This is a genomic window from Treponema sp., from assembly GCF_017430385.1.
In the GTDB taxonomy this organism is placed as follows: Bacteria; Spirochaetota; Spirochaetia; order Treponematales; family Treponemataceae; genus Treponema_D.
In genome coordinates this window covers 1-25516 of the sequence record NZ_JAFRNB010000171.1, presented here as the reverse complement: position 1 = coordinate 25516, position 25516 = coordinate 1, and the positions used below count along the sequence as shown (strand labels likewise).

At 41.8% G+C, this 25516-nt stretch carries 17 protein-coding genes and 1 pseudogene; 2 read left to right on the top strand and 16 right to left on the bottom strand.

The features are described 5' to 3' along the window. Positions 1-12 precede the first annotated feature (12 nt). The gene (locus IJJ71_RS13375) at positions 13-1362 is read right to left on the bottom strand and encodes an ATP-binding protein (protein WP_296847728.1); all 1350 of its coding nucleotides are present in this window, start codon (positions 1360-1362) and stop codon (positions 13-15) included. Positions 1363-1370: 8 nt separating this feature from the next. Next, complete coding sequence (locus IJJ71_RS13370) at positions 1371-3173, bottom strand: hypothetical protein (protein ID WP_296847727.1); 1803 nt, start codon at positions 3171-3173, stop codon at positions 1371-1373. Positions 3174-3353: 180 nt separating this feature from the next. Here IJJ71_RS13370 and IJJ71_RS13365 point away from each other — a divergent pair, with 180 nt between their 5' ends. After that, positions 3354-3800: a hypothetical protein gene (locus IJJ71_RS13365; protein ID WP_296847726.1), complete on the top strand. Its 447-nt coding sequence runs from the start codon at positions 3354-3356 to the stop codon at positions 3798-3800. A 255-nt stretch (positions 3801-4055) separates the two neighbouring features. Here IJJ71_RS13365 and IJJ71_RS15000 read toward each other — a convergent pair whose 3' ends face one another. From IJJ71_RS15000 to nifJ, 3 genes are all read right to left on the bottom strand, one after another. Continuing rightward, positions 4056-4295 carry a winged helix-turn-helix domain-containing protein gene (locus IJJ71_RS15000; protein ID WP_367113242.1) on the bottom strand — a complete coding sequence of 80 codons (240 nt, stop codon included), beginning with the start codon at positions 4293-4295 and terminating at the stop codon, positions 4056-4058. 220 nt (positions 4296-4515) lie between these two features. Further along, the gene (locus IJJ71_RS13360) at positions 4516-5343 is read right to left on the bottom strand and encodes a DUF5677 domain-containing protein (protein ID WP_296847724.1); all 828 of its coding nucleotides are present in this window, start codon (positions 5341-5343) and stop codon (positions 4516-4518) included. Between the two features lie 254 nt (positions 5344-5597). Beyond that, on the bottom strand, positions 5598-9128 hold the full coding sequence (nifJ, locus tag IJJ71_RS13355) for a pyruvate:ferredoxin (flavodoxin) oxidoreductase (RefSeq protein ID WP_296847723.1): 3531 nt from the start codon (positions 9126-9128) through the stop codon (positions 5598-5600). A gap of 279 nt (positions 9129-9407) precedes the next feature. On the opposite strand from nifJ, the gene IJJ71_RS13350 reads away from it, so the two are divergent. Next, positions 9408-9785, top strand: coding sequence for a desulfoferrodoxin family protein (locus IJJ71_RS13350; RefSeq protein ID WP_296847722.1), 378 nt, complete (start codon positions 9408-9410; stop codon positions 9783-9785). A gap of 103 nt (positions 9786-9888) precedes the next feature. Here the strand turns inward: IJJ71_RS13350 and carB are convergent, their stop codons facing one another. The 11 genes and pseudogenes from carB to IJJ71_RS13300 all read right to left on the bottom strand — a co-directional run bounded on the left by carB (position 9889) and on the right by IJJ71_RS13300 (position 25371). Then, entirely contained in the window at positions 9889-13137 is a 3249-nt protein-coding gene (gene carB / locus IJJ71_RS13345) for a carbamoyl-phosphate synthase large subunit (RefSeq protein WP_296847720.1), read from the bottom strand. 210 nt (positions 13138-13347) lie between these two features. Continuing rightward, on the bottom strand, positions 13348-14157 hold the full coding sequence (locus tag IJJ71_RS13340) for a KilA-N domain-containing protein (protein ID WP_296847719.1): 810 nt from the start codon (positions 14155-14157) through the stop codon (positions 13348-13350). Positions 14158-14345: 188 nt separating this feature from the next. Beyond that, the gene (locus IJJ71_RS13335; protein ID WP_296847718.1) at positions 14346-16871 is read right to left on the bottom strand and encodes a leucine-rich repeat domain-containing protein; all 2526 of its coding nucleotides are present in this window, start codon (positions 16869-16871) and stop codon (positions 14346-14348) included. A 22-nt stretch (positions 16872-16893) separates the two neighbouring features. Then, positions 16894-18627, bottom strand: a complete 1734-nt coding sequence (locus IJJ71_RS13330) for an InlB B-repeat-containing protein (protein ID WP_296847717.1) — start codon at positions 18625-18627, stop codon at positions 16894-16896. Positions 18628-18957: 330 nt separating this feature from the next. Then, positions 18958-20367, bottom strand: coding sequence for a helix-turn-helix transcriptional regulator (locus IJJ71_RS13325; protein WP_296847716.1), 1410 nt, complete (start codon positions 20365-20367; stop codon positions 18958-18960). Positions 20368-20474: 107 nt separating this feature from the next. Further along, entirely contained in the window at positions 20475-21410 is a 936-nt protein-coding gene (locus tag IJJ71_RS13320; RefSeq protein WP_296847715.1) for a carbamoyl phosphate synthase preATP-grasp domain-containing protein, read from the bottom strand. 528 nt (positions 21411-21938) lie between these two features. Next, a complete protein-coding gene (locus IJJ71_RS13315; RefSeq protein ID WP_296847714.1) occupies positions 21939-22532 on the bottom strand; it encodes a hypothetical protein in 594 nt (197 codons plus the stop codon). Then, entirely contained in the window at positions 22516-22689 is a 174-nt protein-coding gene (locus IJJ71_RS13310; protein ID WP_296847713.1) for a hypothetical protein, read from the bottom strand. Before IJJ71_RS13310 ends, IJJ71_RS13315 begins: the two co-directional genes overlap by 17 nt. Before the next feature lie 307 nt (positions 22690-22996). Then, positions 22997-24349 carry an SUMF1/EgtB/PvdO family nonheme iron enzyme gene (locus IJJ71_RS13305; RefSeq protein ID WP_296847712.1) on the bottom strand — a complete coding sequence of 451 codons (1353 nt, stop codon included), beginning with the start codon at positions 24347-24349 and terminating at the stop codon, positions 22997-22999. 150 nt (positions 24350-24499) lie between these two features. Beyond that, positions 24500-24913, bottom strand: a pseudogene (locus IJJ71_RS14995) (InlB B-repeat-containing protein); the annotation flags it as partial. Positions 24914-24948: 35 nt separating this feature from the next. Further along, positions 24949-25371 carry an InlB B-repeat-containing protein gene (locus tag IJJ71_RS13300; RefSeq protein ID WP_296847711.1) on the bottom strand — a complete coding sequence of 141 codons (423 nt, stop codon included), beginning with the start codon at positions 25369-25371 and terminating at the stop codon, positions 24949-24951. Positions 25372-25516: the final 145 nt, after the last annotated feature.

Genomic DNA, 25516 nt, shown 5'->3' with positions numbered 1-25516 from the left:
TTCGCAATTCTGTTATTCAATTATCTCCCAGTGACCGCTGTAACCACGACCGATAAAGACAACTTTATTTTGCATTTTTGCAAGTTGGCGGGCGACAGTTTTCTTGCTCACTCCTGCTTCTGCCGCAATCTTTTCTCGTGAAATCTTTTTATCTTTTCGTATTGCTTCTAAAATTTTAACTTCAAGAGAAATTCCTTGGGGGACATCTTGGGGGACATCTTGGGGGACATCTTGGGGGACAGGGATTTCTCCCTCTTTTATTTCTTCGAGTGGGTAAAAAGTAACGAAGACCGCATCCGAATCAATCTTAAAATCGGGGGCAGAATTTCCGTACGCCTTGCACATATCACGAATTTCTTGAATTCCACGCCCCCACGATTCGATATATCCCGCCCTAAAGAACACATTCGCAACCTTGGGATTAAGCGGACGAGATTTTCCTTCGTTTATGAGCTGGTCGGGTGAAATTCCTTCTGGCAAAATACTGTCGTTCGCAATTCTGAGCTTATCTTTGTACACACGAATCTGAATTGGCGTAAAACTGCCGTAATTTTTATGAACGATGGCATTCAGCAGAGCTTCCCGCACGGCATCCTTTGGGTAAGGATATTTTTCAACGCGGGTAATTCCTTTGAATGAGATTGGTGCTGTCAGATATTTTGTATACAGCAAGTCCATGATTTTATCAGCCTGCTGCAAAAGCGAGCCGTGAATCTCATCTTGATACAAAATCGTCGAGTCATCGGCAAAAAATCCTATTTTTATCCATGCCCCTGTAATCCATTTTTCTGGATTGTGATGAAAAACCAAAACCCCTGCACGAGTCACATTCCCGTCAGTAAGCAAATCGAGTTTTTCTGCCAACATTTCATTTGAAACCGAAACATCTTTTTCTGCCATTCTCGCACTTATGCGAGCTTGCTCACGGAAAATATCAAACGCATCGTTACGAAAAGTAGAAATGTCGGTTTTATCAATCACCGCTGCATCCCACGAAAGCCCAGTTTTCTTCAGCAAAAAGCGGGAAAGCGCATTCCCCTTCAGTTCCTGCTTTGTTGAGCCGCTACGATAATGATACTCTCCCTTGTAATTTACAGGGTAAGGACTTGCATCAACTGTTATTCTGATATATTGAAGTCCGTTTTCTTGAAGCAAATCTACATCTGCAACCACAGTCAGCGTGTCACGAATTAGATTCGGAAGAACTTCCATCAGTTTTTTTGAATCTCTTACTCCGCACACAGAACCGTCATCACACTTGCCGATATAAATAACTCCGCCCTGTGCGTTCGCAAAACCGCAAATCCATTTGAGATATTCATCACGCCAACTTTCTTTGTATTCGATTAATTGGGATTCCATTTAATTCTTTACTTTCCTCTTAAGCACTTTATAAAATCAATAATGTTTTTGATATTGAAAAGTCCTAGGCATGAAAAAAATAAGGCAATTTTATTATAGTGTTTCGAAAATTTTTCAACGGAAATATATGAAACTACAAATGCCAATAATATTGCAAAAATACTAGGAAAAAGTCTTTTTAAAACATTTTTGCAAATGCTTATTACCGTTTTTACGGCATTTTTTCTTTTTTGCTGTTTTAATACAATTTCTTTATATTTTTTTAACTCTTCTATTTCTTTTTCTTTCTCACCAAGAGTTTCTTTAGTTTTTTCATATTCGGCTTTTCGAATTTCATTGTCGCAAATAATACTGTTTACACTATCCTCGGATAAAACATTTAGTAAAAAGTCTACTTCATTTGCTTTTATATCTTCTGGTTTTCGATTTTGAAGTCGTAAATCTGCAACAGTTTCTGCCACCAATGCTTCAGTGACTTCGCCATCTGCAAATTTTTCTGTTAACTCTTGATATTTATCAGAAATATTTGCAGATATTAAACTTGAAAATACAATTCTTGCTTTATTAAAAACATCGAAGGAATTTAGAAGTTTTGTCTTGCCAAAACCTTTATTCAAAAGAAACCAAAAATGTTCTGTCAAATAGTCCAATGATGTTGCTCTAGGAATATCTCCATCATTGTAAATTGTGGTATTCCATGATTGCTTTAAAATTTCAGATTTTCCTGTTACAAGAATATACTTTATATTTCTTAAGTTTTCTGAATTATTTCCTTTTCGCAAAATGTTTATATAATTGAGATAGTGGTGTATTTCAAATTCACCGCCTTCAATATTATATTTGAAATTAACCTCTGTATAGTACTCATTTTCATCCTTCCCTATTTGAAAATCTTTCAAAAAAGTTAGAAATTGTTGTTTTTTTAGAAGAATATCACTTGGTGTTTTGCAATTCTCAACAATATTGGACATAGCTGTTGAAGTTGAAATAAGTTTTCCATTTTCAATATTTTTTTCAGCAGCATAAAAATAATCATTAATTTCTTTTTCTATCTCTGAAAAATATTTCAGTTCTATAAATTGCCCTGTTTTATTTATTTCTTTTACAAGTTTTATGAAATCTTCTGCCAATTGTTTAAAATACAATCCATTATATCCATAAAGATGAAACAAAATCTCCATATCCAAATAAATAGTCAATTTTGTATTCCAGGCTCCACGAACATCATTAATGGCATTATCTGATATAAGAGATGTTGTAATTCCAGAATAGATAATAATTCCTTCTTTTACAGCAGACAAAGTTCTTTTATAATCTTTATTTTCTTCATTTTCAATTAAAAATGCAGTTATAAACTTTAAATTCTTTTCATTTTTACAGTTCGACTTTAACAAATATTCTGAAAAATCTTTATATAATAACTCTTTATCTTTCTTTGATAATTCTGATTTTTCATTTTTCTGAACGAAGTTAATGAGATTGCACAAAATTTCGTCCGTCTCTTTTTTATACTCATTAAAATCCGCAATTTTTGAATCTGGAAGTTCTTTAAAGTTTATATAATAACGCTCTAATTTATTTTCAAAAGTTACGCCTGCTGTACGAGATAAGACTTTCTTTAACACAGCTTGTGGTAAATTAAAGCCATAAAACTCATTAAATTCAAAAACAAAAGAAGAAAGAACAAAATCATATTTTTTTCTTTCTTCTATGAAAGTAACAACATAATGCGCCAAGAGTTCATAAATACTTTTTTTTGCATCATACAATTTTGAAAAAACAGCATAAGTCGATAAAAGATAATAATTCATCCCTATATTTCCTCTTGTAGACTTTATTCTACTGCATAAATCGGAAAAAATCATCATCAGAATCAGTTTTAGTTTTTTGAGGCCCAATTGATCCAGTTCTTTCCTCAAGGGTACGGCTACGCCGCCTTTCGCATCCTTAACGCATTGGCAACAAAACGCAACATTTGCTAAAATGTAGACATGGATTCAATACCTGTGCAACATTTCGGAGCTTTTGTTCTTACTAAAAAAGGAAGTATTGATTTTGGAGAAATTTCTCCATCTGTTGCAAATATTATAAAAAGACAATCTGGAAAAATTCGCCTAAGAATAGGTGTTCAAATTGAAAATGAAAAAGGTAATTACGGTGAAAAACACATTGAACGACCGGAGCGGATGGAAGCATTGAATAAATGCGGTTTCGACAACGCGCGAGATTTCATAGAAGATGTCTGCTCAGATTATGATGCAATTTATCAAGGTCAAAATGGCTCTCTGATTCTCGTAAAGGCATACACAGAGCGAAACCACATTGCTATTGTAAAACTCATGCCGTCAGCGGACGGTGATTTTTATGATGTACAGACTGGTTATCCGTCAAGGAAGAGCGGGAAAAACAAAAAACCGCTGCTCTGGAAACGCCAGTAACAGCGGTCATTACAGATAGAAACGGGCGCCGTCCGTTAGTCCGCAACAAGTGCGAAGCCCATTCAAGCGCATTCTATTGGGCTACCTATAATCAATATAACACATTTCTGATATTTGTCAAATGGGCTGATGTGGAAAATGATTTAGTCGAGTGTTTACTTTTCTAGCCCAAATCTACAGCACTACGCTAAGCAACAAAGTTGCGACGCATCCTTAACGCAATGAAGAGGGTAAGTTAATTAAATACTCTCAGTTTCATTCAGAACCAATGCACCTAATAACCCCCATTTCTTTCAGTTTTGCCATGTAATCATTAATTCTTGTTCGATGGATTCCAATTTTTTCAGTAAGTTCAGATTGTGTAACAAAGACATTTTCTGATAATGCGGCGAGTATTTTCTTTTGTGTCAGTGAAAGGTTTACAGTAGCGTTTTCAATATCCTGCTCATTCGGGCGGGATTTTTTTTTGTAGAAGCGACTTTGATATATATTCAAAATTGGAGAAAGTTTTAGACAGCAATGAGACAATATTTAAATATAATCGGAATGAAACAATCTTTTCCCAAAAGAGACTACGATTACTCGCAGAATCATATTTTGTGGAAAGTTATATCGAAAAAGAAAATTGATTTAGCAATCAGGAGAGAATTTGTGTTGTTCGCTAAGAAATGAAATATGACTTCATGTTGTCAATATTTTACTTGATAATCATTTTTTACATCCTGTCAACTATGATTTTTAGAAAAAGTTTGTAAAAATCTTTTTCATCGCTTTCTACGAATCTATCAACCACGAAACATAAGAAGTCGGTTAATATAAACTCATTCAAGCGAATCAATTCTGACAAGTCAATCGGAAAATATCCCATTCGTTTATGGTTCAATTCCCAAACTTTTTCCAAAGAATAAGGAGTCGCATGCACATAGTTATTGCTTATTTTAAACAATTCGTCATATTTTGCATTTTTTAATTCCTTGACTAGATGGGAAAGACTTCTTAATTCAGGTTCCGAAATCCAACCATACGGCTTATAAAATGATTCATCATGCTTATCTTCTATATCGGCTTTTGTACCGTCAAATTCTGATTTTTGGTATTCTCTATAATCTTGAAACCTTTTTGCCTCATTTTCACCTTTTTTCCAAAGATATTTTGAGATTGAAAAAGCCTCAAGCATTAATCGTAAATTCGACATTGCAGATAAACCATAACCATTTGTAAACAATGCGATATTTTCATCAGTTGCAATCTCACATCGCAACAATGCGGTCTCTATAACATTTATTCTTCGCCCGTATATTTCGTTATGAAGTTTACCTTGAATAATCGAATTCCATAACTCAAATGCAAAACAACGAAGCACAATGAGCCTGTCGATGTTTTCATCTTTCTGAAACAGAGACTGGTGTTGTTTATTGGATTTTTTATATTGTTTCACAGTCGGAGAAACAGTTTTTAAAAGAAGTTTGTGGATTTCCAAATCACTGTATTTCTCTGAGTCTGTCGTCATAAAAAGTTTTAAAACTTGCTCGATTATTTGCATCTTATTTCACCGTGTATGTTGCGATTCCTTCATAACTTCCTTTTTGGGAATTTGCAACAGATAATTTTACCTCTTTTACATTTGTTAGAAATACAATAATGAAATTTCACAGTTCTTACGAGTTAATGAAAAATAATTAGATTGTAATACACAAAAAACGCCGTTCTTTCAACAATCGCTCGTTGAAAAGAACGGCGTTCATTTTTCAGCAAATCTCCCCTCACAGGGCAAGAACCCCATGAGGAAAAACTTCCTTATTTGTAAAGTTCAATAAGCTTCTGCAAATGTTCGAAGCGGGCCTTTGCTGCCTGCTCGTTTCTGTCGAAGAGAACTTTAGCGCGTTCAGGGAACTTACGTGTAAGTGCCGAGTAGCGTGTTTCGTTGTTGAGGAATGCCTGATAAGTTCCGTCACCTTCTTTAGAAGTGAGTGTGAACGGATTCTTGCCTTCTGCTTTAAGAGCAGGGTTGAAGCTGAAGAGGTTCCAGTAACCGGCTTTTACGGCAGCCTTCATTTCATCCTGACAGTGGTTCATACCGCCCTTAACACCATGGAGTTCACATGGAGCGTAGCCGATGATGAGTGAAGGACCGTTGTAAGCTTCTGCTTCCTGAATAACCTTGAGGGCCTGTGCAGGGTTAGCACCGAGGGCAATCTGTCCAACGTATACATAACCGTAGCTCATAGCGATTTCAGAAAGGGATTTTTTGCCCATTTCCTTACCGGCAGCAGCGAACTGACAAACTTCACCGATGTTTGAAGCCTTAGATGCCTGTCCACCTGTATTTGAGTACATTTCTGTATCGAATACCATAACGTTGATGTTTTCGCCTGAAGCAAGAACGTGGTCGAGACCGCCGAAACCGATATCGTAAGCCCATCCGTCACCACCGAAGATCCATACAGATTTCTTAGAGAGGTAAGCTTTCTTTTCCAGGATTTCTTTTGCTTCTGCTGAACCGTCTTTTTCCAGAGCTGCAATAAGGGCTTCAGCTGCAGGAGCATTTTCCTTTGTGCTGTCCTTTGTAGCCATGAAAGCGTCGATGGCTTCTTTGAGAGCGCCTGAAGCGTTCATTGCATTAAGCTTTTCAATAAGACCGTCGCGGATATATTTCTGGCCTGAGTACATACCGAGACCGTGTTCAGCGTTGTCTTCAAAGAGTGAGTTAGCCCATGCAGGACCTTTCTTTGAGTCCTTGTTGATTGTATATGGAGCTGTTGCAGCAGGACCACCCCAGATTGAAGAACATCCTGTAGCATTTGAAATGTACATGTGTTCGCCGAAGAGCTGAGTGATTAAGCGTGCATAAGAAGTTTCTGCACAGCCTGCACATGAACCAGAGAATTCAAGAAGCGGCTGGTTGAACTGGCTTCCCTTGACTGTGTTGTCGCCGAAACCAGAATCTGCTTTCTTTGAAACATTTGCAACGAGATAGTTCCATGCCGGCTGCTCTGAGAGGCGGCTTTCCTGTGGAACCATTGTAAGAGCCTGTACCGGACAAACTGTTGTACATTCTCCACAACCCATACAGTCGAGAGGGCTGACAGAAAGTGTGAACTTGTATTTTCCAGCCTTTGGCTTGAGGTCAACTGCTTTTCCGCCGTTCTTTTCAACTTCAGCTGCTTCTGCATCTGTAAGGAGGTATGGGCGGATTGTTGCGTGTGAACATACGAATGCACAGTTGTTACACTGAATACATTTTTCTGAATCCCACTGTGGAACATTAACAGCTGTACCGCGTTTTTCGTAAGCAGATGCTCCCAGCTGGAACTGACCGTCAGCAATGTCCTTGAATGCTGATACAGGAAGATTGTCACCGTCCATAAGAGCGATAGGGTTCATGAGCTTTTCTACCATTTCTACAGTAGCTTTTTCACCCTTAAGGGCAGGTTTAGCTGCGTCTGGAGCCGGATTCTTCCATGAAGCAGGAATCTTAACTTCGTGAAGAGCACCTGCACCCTGGTCGATAGCCTGACAGTTCATGTCAACGACATCCTGACCCTTCTTAGAGAATTTGGCAACAACCTTTTCCTTCATGTACTTGATGGCTTCTTCAGCTGGAAGAACGCCGGCAAGTTTGAAGAATGCAGACTGGAGAACTGTAGAAGTTCGTTTTCCAAGACCGATTTTTGTTGCGATGTCAACTGCGTCTACAGTGTAAACCTTGATTTTGTGGTCAGCGATGTATTTCTTTGATTCAGCAGGCAAGTGCTTGTCAAGTTCTTCGTCGCTCCACTGGCAGTTTATGAGGAATGTACCGCCGTCCTTAACATCCTGAACCATCTTGTAGCCCTTGATGATGTAAGACTGGTTGTGACATGCAACAAGGTCAGCCTGGTTGATGTAGTATGGCGAGCGGATCGGTTTGTCACCAAACCGGAGGTGAGAAATTGTGATACCGCCGGTCTTTTTAGAGTCATACTGGAAGTATGCCTGAATGTATTTGTCTGTGTGGTCACCGATGATTTTTGTAGAGTCTTTGTTTGCACCTACAGTACCGTCACCGCCGATACCCCAGAATTTACATTCAACTGTACCTTCAGCAGATGTGATTGGAGCCGGTTTAACTTCAGGAAGAGAGAGGTTTGTAACATCATCAACAATTCCCAAAGTAAAGCGTGGTTTAGGATCTTTTTTAGCAAGTTCTGTGTAAACAGCGAATACTGAGCTTGGAGGTGTGTCTTTTGAACCAAGACCATAGCGTCCGCCAGAAAGAACCACATCGTTAAGACCTGCTTCGCGGAGAGTTGCTGCAACATCCAGGAAGAGTGGTTCACCCAAAGAGCCCGGTTCCTTTGTGCGGTCGAGAACTGCAACCTTTTTAGCTGTTTTAGGGAGCTTTTCAAGGAATTTTGCAGATACCCAAGGTCTGTAGAGGTGAACCTTAATAAGTCCGACTTTTTCGCCCTTCTTTGTAAGGTAGTCGATAACTTCTTCTGCAACATCACAGATTGAACCCATTGCAACGATTACGCGGTCTGCATCTTTTGCACCGTAGTAGTCGAAAAGGCCGTAGTTTGTGCCCAGCTTTTTGTTGATTTTGTCGATGTATTTTTCAACAATTGCAGGAAGTGCATCATATGTTGAATTACATGCTTCTCGGTGCTGGAAGAATACGTCACCGTTTTCGTGTGAACCGCGCATAGCAGGATGTTCAGGATTTAATGCATGGTCACGGAATGCTTTTACTGCATCCATGTTTACCATTTCTTTAAGATCTGCATAATCCCATGTTTCGATTTTCTGAATTTCGTGTGAAGTACGGAAACCGTCAAAGAAGTTGATGAATGCAACTTTGCCTTCGAGAGCTGCAAGGTGAGCTACCGGAGCCAGGTCCATTACTTCCTGAGGGTTTGATTCAGCAAACATTGCAGCACCTGTCTGACGGCAGGCATAAACGTCTGAATGATCACCGAAGATGTTCAGGGACTGTGTAGCAACACAGCGTGCAGCAACATGGAATACACAAGGAAGCTGTTCAGCAGCAATCTTGTACATGTTAGGAATCATCAGGAGAAGACCCTGTGAAGCTGTAAATGTAGTAGTAAGTGCACCAGATGCAAGTGAACCGTGAACTGTACCTGCGGCACCGGCTTCTGATTCCATTTCGATAACCTTTACCTTGTTACCGAAGATGTTTTTCTGACCACTTGCAGACCAGTTATCAACCCAGTCAGCCATTGGTGATGACGGAGTGATTGGATAAATACCGGCAACTTCTGTAAAGGCATAAGCAACGTGTGCGGCAGCCTGGTTACCATCCATAGACTGTTTCTTTCTGGACATTTTGTCCTCCTATATAGAAAATCGATACAAAAGAAAACGCATGAGAATTTACGTTTTCTTTAAAGTAGATAATTTTGTTATTGTTTCTAGAATACTCCGAATACGCAATTTTCACAAGGGTTTTTAATTCTTTAAACACCTGATGGACATCAAAACAACACTATTTTTATTCAAGATTATTGTTGTATTAGGATTTTTGAACCTTACAACAAAACCGCATTCATGCTATAAAGAAACAAACACCCCTCGCATTTGCGAAAATATACGGAGGTACTCAAGATGAATATTCAATTCTTTGTTTGCAAAAAATGTCAGAAAATCGCAGTTATCGTAAAACCCTCTTCATGCCCTACAATTTGCTGCGGCGACGAAATGGTTGAACTTAAACCGGCCAGCACGGACGGAGCCACAGAAAAACATGTTCCTGTTGTTACAGTTAACGGACAGACAGTTAATGTGGCAGTTGGTTCTGTTGACCACCCTATGCTCCCGGAACACTATATTGAATGGATCCTTCTCCAAACCGACAAAGGAATCCAGAAAAAAACCCTGGAACCGGGCCAGCCGCCAAAAGCCGACTTTGCCCTCCTTCCGGATGAAAAGGTCCTAGCCGCCTACGAATACTGCAACCTCCACAGATTGTGGAAGAGTAATTAAAAAAAAACGCCGGTCCCGCCCGAAGGCAGAACTGGCGTCCTTTACGAAAATGTATACAGTTTTGCACGAGTTTTAATGTATAAACTCGCTAGTTTAATTCGATTTATCGAATTAAACTGTGATATTCCTGCAGGCTCTTTACTCCGCCTTCACCGCCATTGCCGTTTTTAACTGCTGCAATTCCCTGAACGGCTGCAACTGCTCCGGCAAGTGTTGTGATATATGGAACCTTGTACTTCAGGCAAACCTTGCGGATTGTTTTGCGGTCTTCGGCGTAGTTTCTCTTAGCCTTAGGTGTGTTGATTACCAAACAAACTTCCTTGTTCATAATCATATCTACTACGTCCGGGCGGCCGACTCCAATCTTGTTCACCACGTCGCACTTGATTCCGTTTGAGTTGTAGAAGTCTGCTGTGCCCTGTGTGCCAACCAGAGTGAAGCCCAAGTTCTTCAGAGTTTTTCCGATTTCAAGAACCTGATCTTTCTGGCCTTCCTTGTTGCTGAGGGAAATAAGAACCTTCTTGTTTTCCCAGGCAGCCGGTGCGTGTGGCAATTCTGAACCGGCAGCTTCCTGTGACTTATAGAATGCCAGAGGGAAGTTTTCAGCAAGGCCAAGAACTTCACCTGTTGAACGCATCTCAGGGCCAAGGATTGGGTCAACTCCAGGGAAGCGGGCCCAAGGAAGAACAGCCTCTTTTGCTCCGTAGTAAGGAATCTTCTTGTCTTTGAGGCCGAGTGATTCGAGAGATTCACCAAGCATCATACGAGTTGCAAGGCGGGCCATCTGAGTGTCACAAACTTTAGATACAAGTGGCACAGTGCGACTTGCACGTGGGTTAGCTTCAATTACATAAACCTTTCCATTTTCGATTGCGTACTGCATGTTCATCAAACCGCAAACGTGGAGGCTTTCTGCAATTTTCTTTGTATATTCTTTGATTGTTGCGAGGTTATCAGCAGGAATCGAAACTGGAGGAATTACACAAGCTGAGTCACCAGAGTGAATACCTGCAAGCTCAACGTGCTCCATAACTGCCGGAATGTAAACGTGAGTTGAATCAGCCAAAGCATCAGCTTCGCATTCAAGAGCATTCTTGAGGAAGCGGTCGATAAGAAGAGGACGGTCTGGAGTTACACCAACTGCCTTTTCAACATATTCCTTCAAAGTAGCTTCGTCATAGATTACTTCCATTCCGCGTCCGCCCAAAACGAAGCTTGGACGAATCATGATAGGGTAGCCAATCTTGTCAGCACAAGCCTTAGCTTCATTAAAGTCAATTGCCATTCCGCTTTCCGGCATTGGGATTTCAAGTTTTTCCATCATGTGGCGGAAGAGGTCGCGGTCTTCGGCGATGTCGATAGAATCAATTGATGTACCGAGGATGTTTACGCCGTTTTCCTGAAGCTCGCGGGCAATGTTAAGTGGAGTCTGTCCACCAAACTGTACGATAACTCCGAACGGTTTTTCTTTTTCGTAAATCTGAAGAACGTCTTCTGTTGTAACAGGCTCGAAGTAGAGCTTATCAGAAGTATCATAGTCAGTAGAAACAGTTTCTGGGTTACAGTTTACGATGATTGTTTCGTAGCCCATTTCCTTAAGCTGCATAGCCGCATGACAGCAGCAGTAGTCAAATTCAATACCCTGACCGATTCTGTTCGGGCCTCCGCCCAAAATCATGATCTTTTTCTTGTTGTCAGTTGCAACGCTCTTATCTTCGCAGTTATATGTTGAATAGTAGTAGTTTGCGTTTTCTACACCGCTTACAGGTACAGCGAGCCAGCCTTCCTTGATGCCCAGTTCGTTGCGGCGCTTGCGGATATCTTTTTCTGCAACCTTGAGGATTTTAGAAAGGTATTTGTCTGAGAAACCGTCTTTTTTAGCCTGAATCAAAAGCTTGTCTTCCGGAACGCGTCCAGGATTTTTGAGCATTTCTTCTTCGAGGTCTACGAGTTCCTTCATCTGTTGGAGGAAGTACATCTTAACGTATGTGATATCGTGAAGTTTTTCGAGAGAAACTCCCTTGCGGATTGCTTCGTACAACTGGAAATATCTTTCTGAACTTGCTGTTTTGAGCATTTCGCAAAGTTCTTCAGGTGATTTTTTGTTAAAGTCTTTTGCAAAACCAAGACCTGAACGGCCGTTTTCGAGACCGCGGATTGCCTTCTGGAAAGTTTCCTTGAAAGTTTTACCGATAGCCATAACTTCACCAACAGCCTTCATTGAAGTACCGAGTGAGTCTTCTGCACCACGGAATTTTTCGAATGCCCAGCGTGCAAATTTAAGAACTACGTAATCTCCGTCTGGAGCTCCGCCCGGAGTATATTTATCCAATGTTCCGTCGCGCCAGTATGGGATTTCGTCAAGTGTAAGTCCTGAAGCGAGTTTTGCAGAAATCAAAGCAATCGGGAAACCGGTAGCTTTTGAAGCAAGGGCAGAAGAGCGTGATGTACGAGGGTTAATTTCGATAATTACAACTTCGCCTGTTTTTGGGTTGTGTGCAAACTGAACGTTTGTTCCGCCAATAACGCCGATTGATTCAACAATCTTGAATGCCATTGCCTTGAGTTTTTCTTCAAGTGCCTTGTCGATTGTCATGAAAGGTGCAGAACAGAAAGAGTCACCAGTATGAACACCAACAGCGTCGATGTTTTCGATAAAACAGATTGCAACCATCTGGTTTTTCTTGTCGCGTACAACTTCAACTTCAAGTTCTTCCCAGCCGAGAATTGACTGTTCAATCAAACACTGGTGTGTCATTGAAAGGTCGAGACCGTTGGAAACGATTGTGCGGAGCTCTTCAACGTTGTAACAGAAACCGCCTCCCTGGCCGCCCATTGTGTAAGCCGGACGAACTACAAGAGGGAATCCGATTTCGCTTGCGATTTTTTCTGCACCTTCAACAGTGTGACAGATGTCAGATTTTGGAGTTGCAATGCCGAGTTTCTGCATTGTTTCCTTAAAGATTTCGCGGTCTTCACCACGTTCGATAGCATCGAGGTTTACACCGATAACCTGAACACCGTACTTTTCGAGAATGCCTGCCTTGTTCAATTCCATGGCCATGTTCAAGCCGGTCTGGCCGCCAAGGTTTGGCAAAATTGCATCCGGGCGTTCCTTTTCGATAATCTGAGAAAGACGCTCAACATTAAGCGGCTCGATATAAGTTGCGTCGGCCATTACCGGGTCAGTCATGATTGTAGCCGGGTTTGAGTTTACCAGTACAATTTTGTAACCCTGTTCACGAAGAGCCTTACAAGCCTGTGTTCCTGAATAGTCGAATTCACATGCCTGTCCAATGACAATCGGACCTGAACCGATAATCATAACCTTGTTGATGTCTGTTCTTTTCATATATCTATTTTCTCCTTACTAAAAACCAATTTTTGGGCGTTACCCTCCAGTCTGTCATTGCCCGGCTCGCTTGAAACTTTGTTGCGAATAGACCGGGCAATCCCATCCTTACGGGTCGGGCTTTTCGGGGTTCCGCTATCGCTCCAGCCTCCTCGCTCGCTTTGCTCGCTGCGGTGGCCGCTTCGCGCCCCTACAATCCCTAACGCTTTTTCACTTCAACAGTTTCCTGTCTTCCACCGCTTCCAAAACCTTCATTTGCTGAATTGCAATTTTATTCAGTTCCGTAAGCCGCTCGCTCTGTTCCATCCCCTTCTGAATGAACACAGCGTTCAGATTCTCCAGATTGCTCAGACAAATCAACTGATTTATCGTTGCGTAATCGCGGATGTTTCCCTTCAAATCGGGATTTGCTTCCCGCCACTCTTTTGCAGTAATTCCAAAGAGAGCAACATTCAAAACATCAGCCTCTTCAGCATACACAAAAGATTTCTGCTTCGCTGTAAGCTCTGGCGGAATTAAGTTCTGCTTTATTGCATCCGTGTGGATGTGATAGTTCAACTTTGAAAGCTCGCGCTTTACCGACCAGCCAAGGAGCTTCTGCTCTTCTTCCTTTAAACGCTGAAATTCTTTTGCAACATATAATTCAAATTCAACAGAAATCCAACTTGCAAACTTAAAGGCGATATCTTTATGTGCGTAAGTTCCGCCGTAGCGACCAGACTTTGAAACTATTCCGATTGCCCCTGTACTTTCAATCCATTTGGAAGGAGAAAGTGTAAAAGCATTCAATCCAGCTTCTTTTTTAAACCCCTCGAATTCGAGGGGTTTAAAATCAGGATTATATAAACTTTCCCAAATTCCAAGATATTCGATTGTGTTGCGGTTACGAAGCCAGTTTGCAATTACAGCATTCGGCTCATCAGACTTAAAGCGTGCAATATCGGTAAGCGAAAGAAAATCTTCATTGCTAACTTTTATAACAGAGACCGATGTATTTTTTACTGTCAAAGTCTGAGCCACAGCTTCTCCTTACACTAAAAAAAAGGCGAACTCTAAAAAGAATTCGCCTTAGAAATCACAAATAAAAATGAAAACCGCAAACGCAAGTTTTGAGAATCATCATGTAATCGGTTTGTTCAGTTTTCATACTGAAAACATATTATATCAAAAATCACTTTTTCGGGCAATAGGGTATCTATTCTCCTCTGCTAGAACTCCCGGATGGCACAAACGTTAAAGTAATCAAATTTTGAAGTTGCAGAAGAATATATTCCGGCATAGTATTCAACAAAGGCATACGCTGTGTTGTCTTCATCACCGCTTGCCTGTGTCGATGTCCAGAACCCATTCTGATAATCAAATACAGAATCTTTGCCAGTGACAAACTTGAATACAACATTTATATCATCACCCTCGTCGTCAATGAATCTGATGTCGTAAAGCTCAAAAAATTCTGCAAGACTTGGAAGATACCAACCGTCATCATATTGATTTCCTGGAGCATTGTAATTCTTTGCAAAATAAAAGGCTGGATATTTTGATGAGTCATCAGTGTCATTTTCTTTGCCATTTGCAGTAAGAAATTCTCCAATCTGCTTCAGATTATCACTTCCGTTTTTGTCGTTTGCAGTTTTATCCTTAAAGTAAAAACGTCTATACGATGGGTAACAGTCATCTGGTTCACACTTTATTGTATCGATACTTAACTCGCAAGCATTCGCTTCTTCTGAACACCAGTTATAATCAGACGCAGTGTTAAAACCAACTCCCAAAGTTCTTTTTGTCGAATTGTCATTTTCGCTGTTCAAACCTGTTCCTACATAGAAAATTACGGCAACAGCGTTGTCTTTCTGTGATTGAGTAAGCTCAAGATCTTCTGAGTAAGGTGTAGCAGAGCCGTCACTAAACACAATGTCTCCAACCTCTTTTGCTATGGAGGCCGGTTTTGTACCAATCAAGCCTTCAAAATCAGCTGGTGACAAATCAAGCGGAACTGTGTAATCAGAGCATTTAACAGTTGTTGCCTTGATACCATTGTGCCAGTCGTCACCACGATTTACATAAGTCCAATCTTCGGCTGTTCCTTCATAGTTGATGGTATCAAGCTTACTGCACGCATCGAATGCATTATCTTGAATGTCTTGAAGTGATTCAGGAAGCGTAATGCTTTTTAGATTACTATTGTGAAATGCATTCTGACCGATATTGTCAAGCGCGCTGTTTTTTTCAAAGGTGATTTCTTCAAGTCCACTATTCTCAAAAGCATTTCGGCCTATGGCTATTACGCTTGCTGGAATGGTGATTTTTTTAAAGCTCGTAGATTCGAAAGCAAACTGAATAATTTTCGTGAGCGTTTTTGGCAAGATGATACCGGTAAGATTCACAGGATTGTATGTAGTTGGATTATCATGATAGAATGCACAAGATGGAATAAAGGTAATGTTTGTCTCACTCAAATCAAGGTTTACACTTAAACCCTGTGCGTCACAAATAGCTTCAAGAATTGCAGTGAAACGAGGGTCTTTCCAGTCATCGTAGCCGCTTGAATTAGGAGTTATACCATCAGCCATATTGGTGAGTTTTAGGTTGATTTGGTCAAATCCTTTTTCCAGCAGAGCCTGCAAGTTGAGTTTATCCTTTAGTTTGTCAATTCCCTGTTTGTAAATAAGGTCAATGCGCTCTATAGTGAGGGTGTCTGTCCAGTATGCCCAAAGCGTTATATCGCCCATCATCTCGGATTCAATGCAGTCCACAGCTTCTCCGTCTGTTTCCGCATCATACCAGCCATCAAAGAAGCAGTTCTTTTTGTAGATTTCAACTTCGCCGTCATCATTCAAAACTACGCCGTCACTCCGTATGCCATCCCACGGCAAATCAATTGCATCGTATTCATCAAAGTTGTGTCTCGTATAAGAACCGGGGAAAGTTCCTGTGAATGTTCCGCCGTTCAGGTTGAGCGTAATTTTGTAGATGTGTGCAAGGTCTTCGTTGCTTGCAATCACAGGGCTAGAAGTGCTTGTAACGCCGTCGGTAATGCCCGCGTACTCTCGCCACTGGCCAAGTTTGAGCGTTTTTTCTTCGTCGCCGTAAAGCGTGTACACAAGCACATAATTTCCTGCCGCAATGTCGCTTCGTGCATAAGTTGCTTTTCCGTCTGCAAAGGTGAGCGAAGGGTTTTCATCATCTTCAGAAAAACACGTTTCTTCGTCTGTCTGGTACAGCCATGCTTCCACGGCTTTTACCGCATCCGGCACGGTAAGCGTTACATTGATTGCGCCTTTTCCTTCGGTTGAAAGAGCTGCGAGCGAAAGCGTAAAGGAAAGGCTGTTCACTCCTGCTTCAATCGTCTTTGTGGTTGATCCCTGCCATGTAGCCCCGCCTTTTACAGCCGTGAGCGTGAATGTGTAGGTTGTGTCCGCATACACCGCGAACTTTTGGGTGGTCATTTTTGCGTAAGCGGAACTTGTGCTGTCGGTCGTCCATGTGCCAAAAGTCTGTGGAACGGTTATAGCATTGCTGCGTATCTGTTGGCCTGTGAGCGTAAAGCTTGTAAATTCATCAGCACCAGTCACTGTAGGAAGTGCCGTGCGGCTCGCGCTGTCCATGCCGACTGTGATGTATGCGGTTTTGCCGTCCGTGCCTGTGTCCTGCTTTTCAAATGTGTTTCCCATCGAGCAGGAAGCAAAAACAAGCGCGGTCACTGCCGCAAGTGCTGAAAGTAATTTTCGTTTCATTTTCTATTCTCCCTAGTTAATTTTAACCTTGTGATGATTCATCATCGTCTGCTACTTTGAGTGTAATCACTGCGGTGTACTCAACGCCGTTCTTTGTGGCAGTCAGCACAATCGGAATTGATGTTCCCGGTTCAGAAGATGCAAATACACGCTCGGCTAATGTAAGAATCATACCATCATCACTCAACTGTACCCCTGTATCTGATGAAGAACCGTCTAAATCAGTTCCGTTAATGCTCCAGCTGTAGTTTGTAAAGCCAGATTCTGCCCAAAACTTAATTAGTTCAATTGTTTTGGTAGTACCAATAAGCGGAACTGTCACTGTTTCAGCAGTTTCTTCTATAGAAACTCTGATTATAGAATTATTCAATATGACCAAAACCTGTGAGCCGTAAGGAATGCCGTTCTTTGTCGCGCTGAGCGAAATCTGATATGCATCTCCATTAGTAAGGTTGGTATCTTCAGTTTTATAAACCATGCCGTCTGGGACAAGACCAACTTCATAGTGTGTTTCTTTTGTTGGCTTTAAGATTGTAAGAGTTCTTCCGTCCTCGCTTACAGAAGCAAACCAATCATCACCTGCTTCTTCCGCAAGAACGCCGTCAATCCGCCAGCTGTAGCCGGTAAAGCCCTCATCCGCCGTGAGCGTGATTGAGCTTGAGTCCTCAGAAGATGTCACGCCGATATCAGAAGCCGGTGCGATTGTCACCGTGATTCCGCTCGCGGTCGTCCACAGGGCGGTGAGCGTGATGTCGCCTGTCGTGCCTTTTGCGATTTTTGACACCGTCTCGCCGTCCGCGTTCTGCCAGCCGCTGAATGTGTAGCCGGTTTTGCTTGCACTGGAGAGCGTAATGTCGTCGCTTTCGATGGTGTAGGTTGCAGGGTTTGCGTCTGCGTTTGTGCCGCCGTCAAGTGCGTAGGTGATGGAGTAGGTGATTGCGCTCCATTTTGCCGTAAGCGTGATGTTCGCGGTGATTGCGGTGTTAAAGTCAAATGCAGTTTCGCCGTTGTACCATCCTGCAAAAGTGTAGCCTGTTTTTGTCGGGTCTGTCGGCTTGCTCGCTTTTTCTCCCTCGGCTACGGTCTGCTTGGTTTCCGTTCCGTCTGAGTTGAATGTTACGGTGTAAACGGTCTTGTTTGCATCAATCCATTTTGCGTACAGCGTGATGTTTGCCGTAATCTCCGTGCTAAAGCTGAATGCCGTTGTAAAATCAGAGTCAGTGTACCAGCCGCCAAATGTGAATCCGTCTTTTGTAGGAGCGGTCGGCTCGGTGGCAGTCTTGCCGCTTTCTATTTTCTGAGATGCGACTTCTGTTCCGCCGTTCGTGTTGAAAGTGACGGTGTATGTAGTGGCTTCGCTTGTGTTGCCGCCGTCATCTTCTCCGTCATCAGGTGTGGGAGTAACGGTGTTTTTTGTCCATTTTGCAGTGAGCGTGACATCTTTCGTCACTTTGTAGCCAGCTTCGGCTTTTGTCTCGCCGTCATACCAGCCGCCAAAAGTGTAGCCGCTTTCTGTAAGTGCGGGCAGCTGCTCTGCCGTAAGGGCGGTACCGTCAGCTACCGTGAGTTTTTCGGGTGCGGTGGCGTGTTCCGTGCTGTAGGTGACGGTGCGGTAAACGGTTTCTTCCTCCGACTCTGTTTTACACGAGGCAAAGCCAAATACAAGGGCGAGTGCCATAAGAAAGGCTGCAAGTCCTTTTGCCATGCGTCCTGTCATTGCCGTGCGTGACACGACAATCTCTCTCTTACTTTTCATTTTTTTCCTCCAAATGAAATGATTTAAAAATAAAAAGACCGCCCCTGTTGCCGAGAATGCGACAACAGAAGACGGTCTTATGGTTACAAGAAAACGATGTGTATGTGTATGATTTTATGTTTAGGGCAGATTTCGCCCCTACAGCCCGAAGAATTATATGGGCTGAACTTGGCTTGTCAAGTACATGCGTGAAAAATGAGAAAAACAATGACTTTTTGGGCAACACTCTTTCCATATTAAGAAGTGTATCAGCCCTCAAGAAATCTATCACCACCCTAGAGGGTAGTTTTAAAGCAGTATTTTTAATAAGTTTGCACTATTGTGCCAGTCCTAAATAATCTTCAGCGTCCTTGCCTTCCACACCGCCTGAGTTGCGCTGTTTACATCAAGCTTGGCAAAAATCTTTTTTAGGTGGTATTTTACCGTGTTTATTGAAATGAAAAAATATTCGCCAATTTCTTCTTTGTTTTTTCCCTGTTCCAGAAGCCTTAGGATATCAGTTTCCATCTGGGTAAAGGTTGCCTCTCCAGTGAACTGCGGCTTCAGATACAGCGGATATAAAATCGCCATGTCGCGGGTCATTTGGGTCAGTTTCATTAGAAAATCCGTCTGCCCCTTCTCGTTCACATAGTCAATGAGAATGTGAAATACTGCGTCGCCCTCGTCGGCAACAAGGCGGTAATATTTTCTTCGCCGGACAAGCTTTAGGGCACGTTCCAGACATTCAAAGGCAAGCTCCTTTTTGCCCGAGCGGTAAAAGGCAACGGAAAGCAGAAGGTCAAGCTCGCACAAATCCATGTACCTTCGCCCTTGCTCCAGAAGCGGGCGGATCCGTTCCACAAGGGCGACAACCGCGGCATATTTCTTTGTGATGATGTAGCAGCGGATTTTGACCAGATAACGGAAGATGTCGAGCATATTAAAGTCACCAAATTCATCGGGCGCGCCGTTTTCAAGCCATTGGGCGGCAACCGTCAGGTTTCCTTCGTAAATCAAAAAAAGAACATGAGCCGCATCTATGTTAAGTGAAAATTCAGCCTTGCCAGCTTCCTTTGAAAAATCATTTAAATTCTTGATGAAACTTTCCACGCTCACGGTTTTATGCTGAGCAAAAAGAATCTTAAACTGCAAGTACAAGGACGAAAATAAAAGCCTTCGCTCGCTGGTTCTATCGAATTCCTTAATCGTGCGGCTTACGAGCACTTCCGCATCCAAAAGCTCGTTTCTCTGATACTTGTATTCGGCAAGGCAGAGCCGCCAGATGAACTCAACGCACTCTCCCTCGTAAAGCATCTTCAAATCTTCCATAAATTTGTCTTTATTCTTCTCCAAAAAGGGCCCGAGCCTTGAAATATCCTGCAAGCCATTCAGAACGGAAGGGCGACCCGCGGTGAGGATTACAGACCAAATCGGCGAATTTATTTCTTTAAGATAATTGATAATGCCAACCAGCTCTTTCCAGGTGATTTCCGGGTGAACGATTGAAAGCCCCAGCCGCGCAAACCTGACCTGTCCTTCCTGGGGCATGCTTCTTATGACTTCCCAGGCCTTTTCCAGATCGCCGTCCATAATATGATTCAGCACGATTCCAGAATAGCATAGCCAGTATTTCAAAATCTGATCTTCGGGAATCGCATAAAAACTTTCCCGGTCATGCCGCACATCAACAAGAAAATAATCGTGAGAAAAGCCTTCCATTTTTTTATAAAGTTCAGCCGGGGTAAGGAGCGTGTTTTCCATAGGAATATTATAGCATGAAAAGAGCGAAAAAGATATTTGGAAAGTATTTGAAAAAGATGGAAGAAAATTTTAAAGGGTGGGTGGGTGGGAAAAAGAAAAAGCCTATATTAAGCAACGAAAGTTTTTGTGTTTGCAGAAAATGTTTTAGGAAGAAAAGCGTTAGGGATAGTAGCGGCGGCGTTAGCCGTTGCGGAACGAAGTGCAGCAATGGAGCGCGAGAGCGCGTAACCGCGGATAGCCCGACCGCCACTTGTGGCGGGAACGCCCAAATCCTTATCAATTGTCATAAATGGAGCGGCACAGAAAGAGTCACCAGTATGAACACCAACGGCATCAATATTTTCGATAAAACAGATTGCAACCATCTGGTTTTTCTTGTCGCGTACAACTTCAACTTCAAGTTCTTCCCAACCAAGAATTGACTGTTCAATAAGACACTGGTGAGTCATTGAAAGGTCGAGACCGTTGGAAACGATTGTGCGGAGCTCTTCAACATTGTAGCAGAAACCGCCACCCTGGCCGCCCATTGTGTAAGCCGGACGAACTACAAGCGGGAATCCGATTTCGCTTGCAATTTTTTCTGCACCTTCAACAGTGTGACAGATGTCAGATTTTGGAGTTGCAATGCCGAGTTTCTGCATTGTTTCCTTAAAGATTTCGCGGTCTTCACCACGTTCGATAGCATCGAGGTTTACACCGATAACCTGAACGCCGTACTTTTCAAGAACGCCTGCCTTGTTCAATTCCATAGCCATGTTCAAACCGGTCTGTCCACCGAGGTTTGGCAAAAGTGCATCCGGGCGTTCCTTTTCGATAATCTGAGAAAGACGCTCAACATTAAGCGGCTCAATATAAGTAGCGTCGGCCATAACCGGATCAGTCATGATTGTAGCCGGGTTTGAGTTTACCAGTACAATTTTGTAACCCTCTTCACGAAGAGCCTTACAAGCCTGTGTTCCCGAATAGTCAAATTCACATGCCTGTCCAATGACAATCGGTCCCGAACCGATAATCATAACCTTGTTGATGTCTGTTCTTTTCATATATCTATATAACTCCTATAAAAACCTTGTTTTACACTTTGAAAATTTCTTTTTTTTAGAAACCCTCAAAGCATAGCTTTTCGGGAGACTCGCTAAAAACAGTCCACCGGACTGTTTTTGCCCCGCATGCGGTGCCGCTCCCTACCTATAAAAACCAAATTTAGTGCGTTACCCTCCAGTCTGTCATTGCCCGGCTCGCTTGAAACTTTGTTGCGAATAGACCGGGCAATCCCATCCTTACGGGTCGGGCTTTTCGGGGTTCCGCTGTCGCTCCAGCCTCCTCGCTCGCTTTGCTCGCTGCGGTGGCCGCTTCGCGCCCCTACAATCCCTAACGCAAAAAAAAAGCGAACTCTAAAAAGAATTCGCCTTAGAAATCACAAATAAAAATGAAAACCGCAAACACAATTTTTGAGAATCATCATGTAAATGCACTGCTCAGTTTTCATACCGAAACAATACTATATCAGAAATCAGCTTTTCGGGCAATAGGTAGTAAAAAGGAATCCGAAGGTCGTTTTTATCTTGCGGTTATAGAATAATATACAACTGGGTTAATTCTTTATTATCCTTGGAGAGAATAGTGTTGCCCAGCGGCTGAAAATTATTCCGCATATAAAATTCAATAATACTTTTCTTTTGTTCACATTCAAGAAAAACAGCTTTTCCACTTGTTGAGTGTAAAACATCCTTTATTTTGTCCAGTGCAATGTCCATAAGGTCATCACCTGAAATTGATTTTGAGCTTTCGTTAAAATTACGGCTGAACTGTGCTATAAGAACTGCAGGAAGCTTATAAGAAAGAGAGTCTTCGTCAAAATACCCAAAACGGCTTATAGCTTTACATTCTATTTTTGAAAGTGAATCTTGCTTTAATGTCAGCATCTTTGTTGCAAGAGTAAAATATCCCAACAAATAAAATTTCTTGTTTTCGTATGAAATCACAAGGTAAGTTGCCGCAGTATTGAGCTTTGTTGCCTGAACAGCCTTTTTACGGAAAAACTGTTCAACATCAGCATTTTTAGACATAAAAGAATTGGCTATGGACTCAAAGAACTGTTCTCCGCCGTCTATAGCCAACAAATCAAAAAGCCTGATTGTATGAACATTATTTCGTGTTTGCATTAATAATCTCTTTTAAGAGTTCTGGAGAAGCATTGCTGACATTTACAGGCCTTGTCTTTACCGGCTTTGAAAGCGAATCTGTAAACATTTTAACAAGCTTACTGGCTTCCAGCTTGGAACTGATAACAAAAGATTTTTTTAAGCTTGATGTTGCCATATTGAGCCTCCTCCTCATTAAAGATAACTAAATTATATCGGTTTTGTGCAAAAAATCAAGGCAGACAGCTATTAAATGACTGCTTATAAAAAAGAGACCGCAAAAAAAACTGCGACCTTTTATGACGGCTTTTGCCCGCCTTTCTCTCATTGCCATACTTATCACACCTGTTATTGCCCGGCTTAACCGGGCAATCTCATGCTGGTGGATTCCCTCGTCGAGCGGGGGAATGACACGTCTACTGAGCGGATTCGCACTTCCGCGTAAGCGGAAGAAGTGAATAATTACCTTACAGAACTAGCCAACGCTAGTTGGCGTTGCGAACCAGGCGGAAGCCGCTGCACCAGCCGCCGGCTTGCGGGTAGAAGCCGTAACGATGAGCAACCTTGCTCTCGTTGGCAACGGAAAACCAAGCGCCACCCTGTAGAACACGGAAATTGCCCGACGACGCACCAGAAGCCCCAGCATCGGAAGATATTGTTTCGGTATACCAGTCCCAGCACCATTCCCAAATATTTCCGCTCATGTCGTAAAGTCCGTAGCCGTTGGCAGCCTTGGTCTTTACATCCCTGGAGCCAGTATTATTTGTGTTGCCTGTATACCATGCCACTTCATCTATAGTGTTGCTTCCTGCATAGGTGTAGTTTTCCCCTCCACGGGCAAGCCATTCCCATTCGGCCTCTGTCGGAAGACGGTAGCCGCTAGCCTCAAAATTGCAGGTGGCGGCATCCCAATCATCGTTTCCTTTAGTCGGAATGGCTGAATATGCAAGGTTCTCCCAGTCACTTATTCCACTGACAGTATAAGCAGGCGTAAGACCTTCTTTTATGGAAAGCTTGTTACAGTAGGCGATTGCCGCATACCAGTTCACATTGTTCACAGGATTGTTCAGAGCGTCGTCTCCCGTAAGCTTGTTTCCGTCCTTGTCATAAGCTTTTTCCATGCTCGGGTCTTCTCCCATGAAAGCCTTGAACTCGCCTCTTGTTACCTCGTGGTCGCACACTAACAAATCAGGTATGGTCAGGCTCCTTCCACTTACGAACACTTCGGAGGCAGGTGTCCAGCTTTCATTTCCTTTTATTGTTGTGCCTGCAACTTTTACAAAGCGTTCTATCCACTTTGCGTATAAAGTAATGTTATCATCTATGTACCAGTATTGTTCTCCATAAGGACAATAGTAACCCTTGCCGCTACCTTTTTTATCAATAAAATATCCAACAAAAATACAATCTGTTTTTGTCGGAGCTACAATACTACCAATATGTTCCCCATATTTTAATTGTTTGCTCAAAGTGCCATTTGTTGTTGCACCGTTTCCATTAAAAGTTATGGTATAAGTTTTTACATTCCACTTTGCATAAAGTTTTATATTTTCTCCAATCATTGAGCTAAAATCAAAAATATTCACTAAAGAACTGTCTGAATACCAGCCTGCAAAAGTATAGCCAGTTTTCTTTGGAGTAGGTGGAGGATCAATAAAAGCACAGTACCGGCAAGTTGTACTTTCTAGGCCTGTTCCCCCATTCAATTCAAAGGTTACAGTCTCAATTTCCCAGTCATAATAAAGTTCTACAACAGTGCTTCCATCACCGTGTACTAATTGTTTTGGAGCATTTTTAGAAAGCACTCCGTTTTCTTTTGTTAATTCATCATTAAGCATACTTCCTGGTTCTGATAATGCAAACCAACAAATAGGTTGATCCGTAATTCCATCAGTTCGATTTTCTGTGCTCCAAAGTTTATAATTATTTCCTGTCTTTTCCTGAAAATAATGATAAATTACATAAGGTATATCGGTTCTAGCTTCCCACTTTGCGTATAAAGAAATAGGTCCTGTACTTTCTTTTTTTATTTGATTAATTGTGGACCCTGCAAATGTTGAATTTGTGTACCAACCTTCAAAAATATAACCCGTTCGCTCTGGATTACAAAGAATTATCTCGTCTTCTATCGTATAAAAATTAGGATTTTCGCTAGAGTTTAGCCCACCATTAAGATAGTATGTAATTTTAAAAGATTCTGAGGTCCATTTAGCATATAAAATTATGTTTCCTACACTACCTTTTTTAATACTTACTACCTGTTCAGTTAAGCCTTCATCTTCATACCAACCTAAAAAATCGTAACCCGTCCGTTCTGGATTACAAAGAATTATCTCGTCTTCTATCGTATAACAATTTGGATTTTCGCTGGAGTTTACCCCACCATTAAGATTGTATGTAATTTTAAAAGATTCTGAGGTCCATTTAGCATATAAAGTTATGTTTCCGACACTGCCTTTTTGATACTTACTACCTGTTCAGTTAACCCTTCGTCTGCATACCAACCTGCAAAATCATATCCCGTTCGCTCTGGATTACTAAGAATTATGTTGTCTTCTATCGTATAAATATTTGGATTTTCACTGGAGTTTACCCCACCATTAAGATAGTATGTAATTTTAAATGATTCTGTCATCCATTTAGCATATAAAGTTATGTTTCCTACACTACCTTTTTTAATACTTACTACCTGTTCAGTTAAGCCTTCGTCCGCATACCAACCTGCAAAATCATAACCGTCTTTTACTGGTGCTTTTAATTCAAAAGTTTCCTTTTCTACTGTATAGTAATTTAGATTTTGGTCATCATTTATTCCACCATCTAAATTATAAACAATAGTATATTCAACTATTTCCCACATAGCTGTTAGTACAATATTTTCTTTAACAAAAAAATCTGATCCAACGGAAGTCTTTTCTACATTCCAGCCTTCAAATATATATCCTTCTTCTGTAAGGACGGGTCACTGGTCGGAAGTCAACTTTGTACCCTTTGGACATTTAAAG

Bases quoted from the DNA above. Each gene is read 5' to 3' on its own strand.
- IJJ71_RS13330 (WP_296847717.1), bottom strand. From the start codon at position 18,627: ATGAAAAGTAAGAGAGAGATTGTCGTGTCACGCACGGCAATGACAGGA.
- nifJ (WP_296847723.1), bottom strand. From the start codon at position 9,128: ATGTCCAGAAAGAAACAGTCTATGGATGGTAACCAGGCTGCCGCACAC.
- IJJ71_RS13320 (WP_296847715.1), bottom strand. From the start codon at position 21,410: ATGAAAAGAACAGACATCAACAAGGTTATGATTATCGGTTCGGGACCG.
- IJJ71_RS13310 (WP_296847713.1), bottom strand. From the start codon at position 22,689: ATGGCAACATCAAGCTTAAAAAAATCTTTTGTTATCAGTTCCAAGCTG.
- IJJ71_RS13365 (WP_296847726.1), top strand. From the start codon at position 3,354: ATGGATTCAATACCTGTGCAACATTTCGGAGCTTTTGTTCTTACTAAA.
- IJJ71_RS13375 (WP_296847728.1), bottom strand. From the start codon at position 1,362: ATGGAATCCCAATTAATCGAATACAAAGAAAGTTGGCGTGATGAATAT.
- IJJ71_RS13335 (WP_296847718.1), bottom strand. From the start codon at position 16,871: ATGAAACGAAAATTACTTTCAGCACTTGCGGCAGTGACCGCGCTTGTT.
- IJJ71_RS13325 (WP_296847716.1), bottom strand. From the start codon at position 20,367: ATGGAAAACACGCTCCTTACCCCGGCTGAACTTTATAAAAAAATGGAA.
- IJJ71_RS13360 (WP_296847724.1), bottom strand. From the start codon at position 5,343: ATGCAAATAATCGAGCAAGTTTTAAAACTTTTTATGACGACAGACTCA.
- IJJ71_RS13370 (WP_296847727.1), bottom strand. From the start codon at position 3,173: ATGAATTATTATCTTTTATCGACTTATGCTGTTTTTTCAAAATTGTAT.
- IJJ71_RS13300 (WP_296847711.1), bottom strand. From the start codon at position 25,371: ATGTGGGAAATAGTTGAATATACTATTGTTTATAATTTAGATGGTGGA.
- carB (WP_296847720.1), bottom strand. From the start codon at position 13,137: ATGAAAAGAACAGACATCAACAAGGTTATGATTATCGGTTCAGGTCCG.
- IJJ71_RS13315 (WP_296847714.1), bottom strand. From the start codon at position 22,532: ATGCAAACACGAAATAATGTTCATACAATCAGGCTTTTTGATTTGTTG.
- IJJ71_RS13350 (WP_296847722.1), top strand. From the start codon at position 9,408: ATGAATATTCAATTCTTTGTTTGCAAAAAATGTCAGAAAATCGCAGTT.
- IJJ71_RS13305 (WP_296847712.1), bottom strand. From the start codon at position 24,349: ATGCTTAATGATGAATTAACAAAAGAAAACGGAGTGCTTTCTAAAAAT.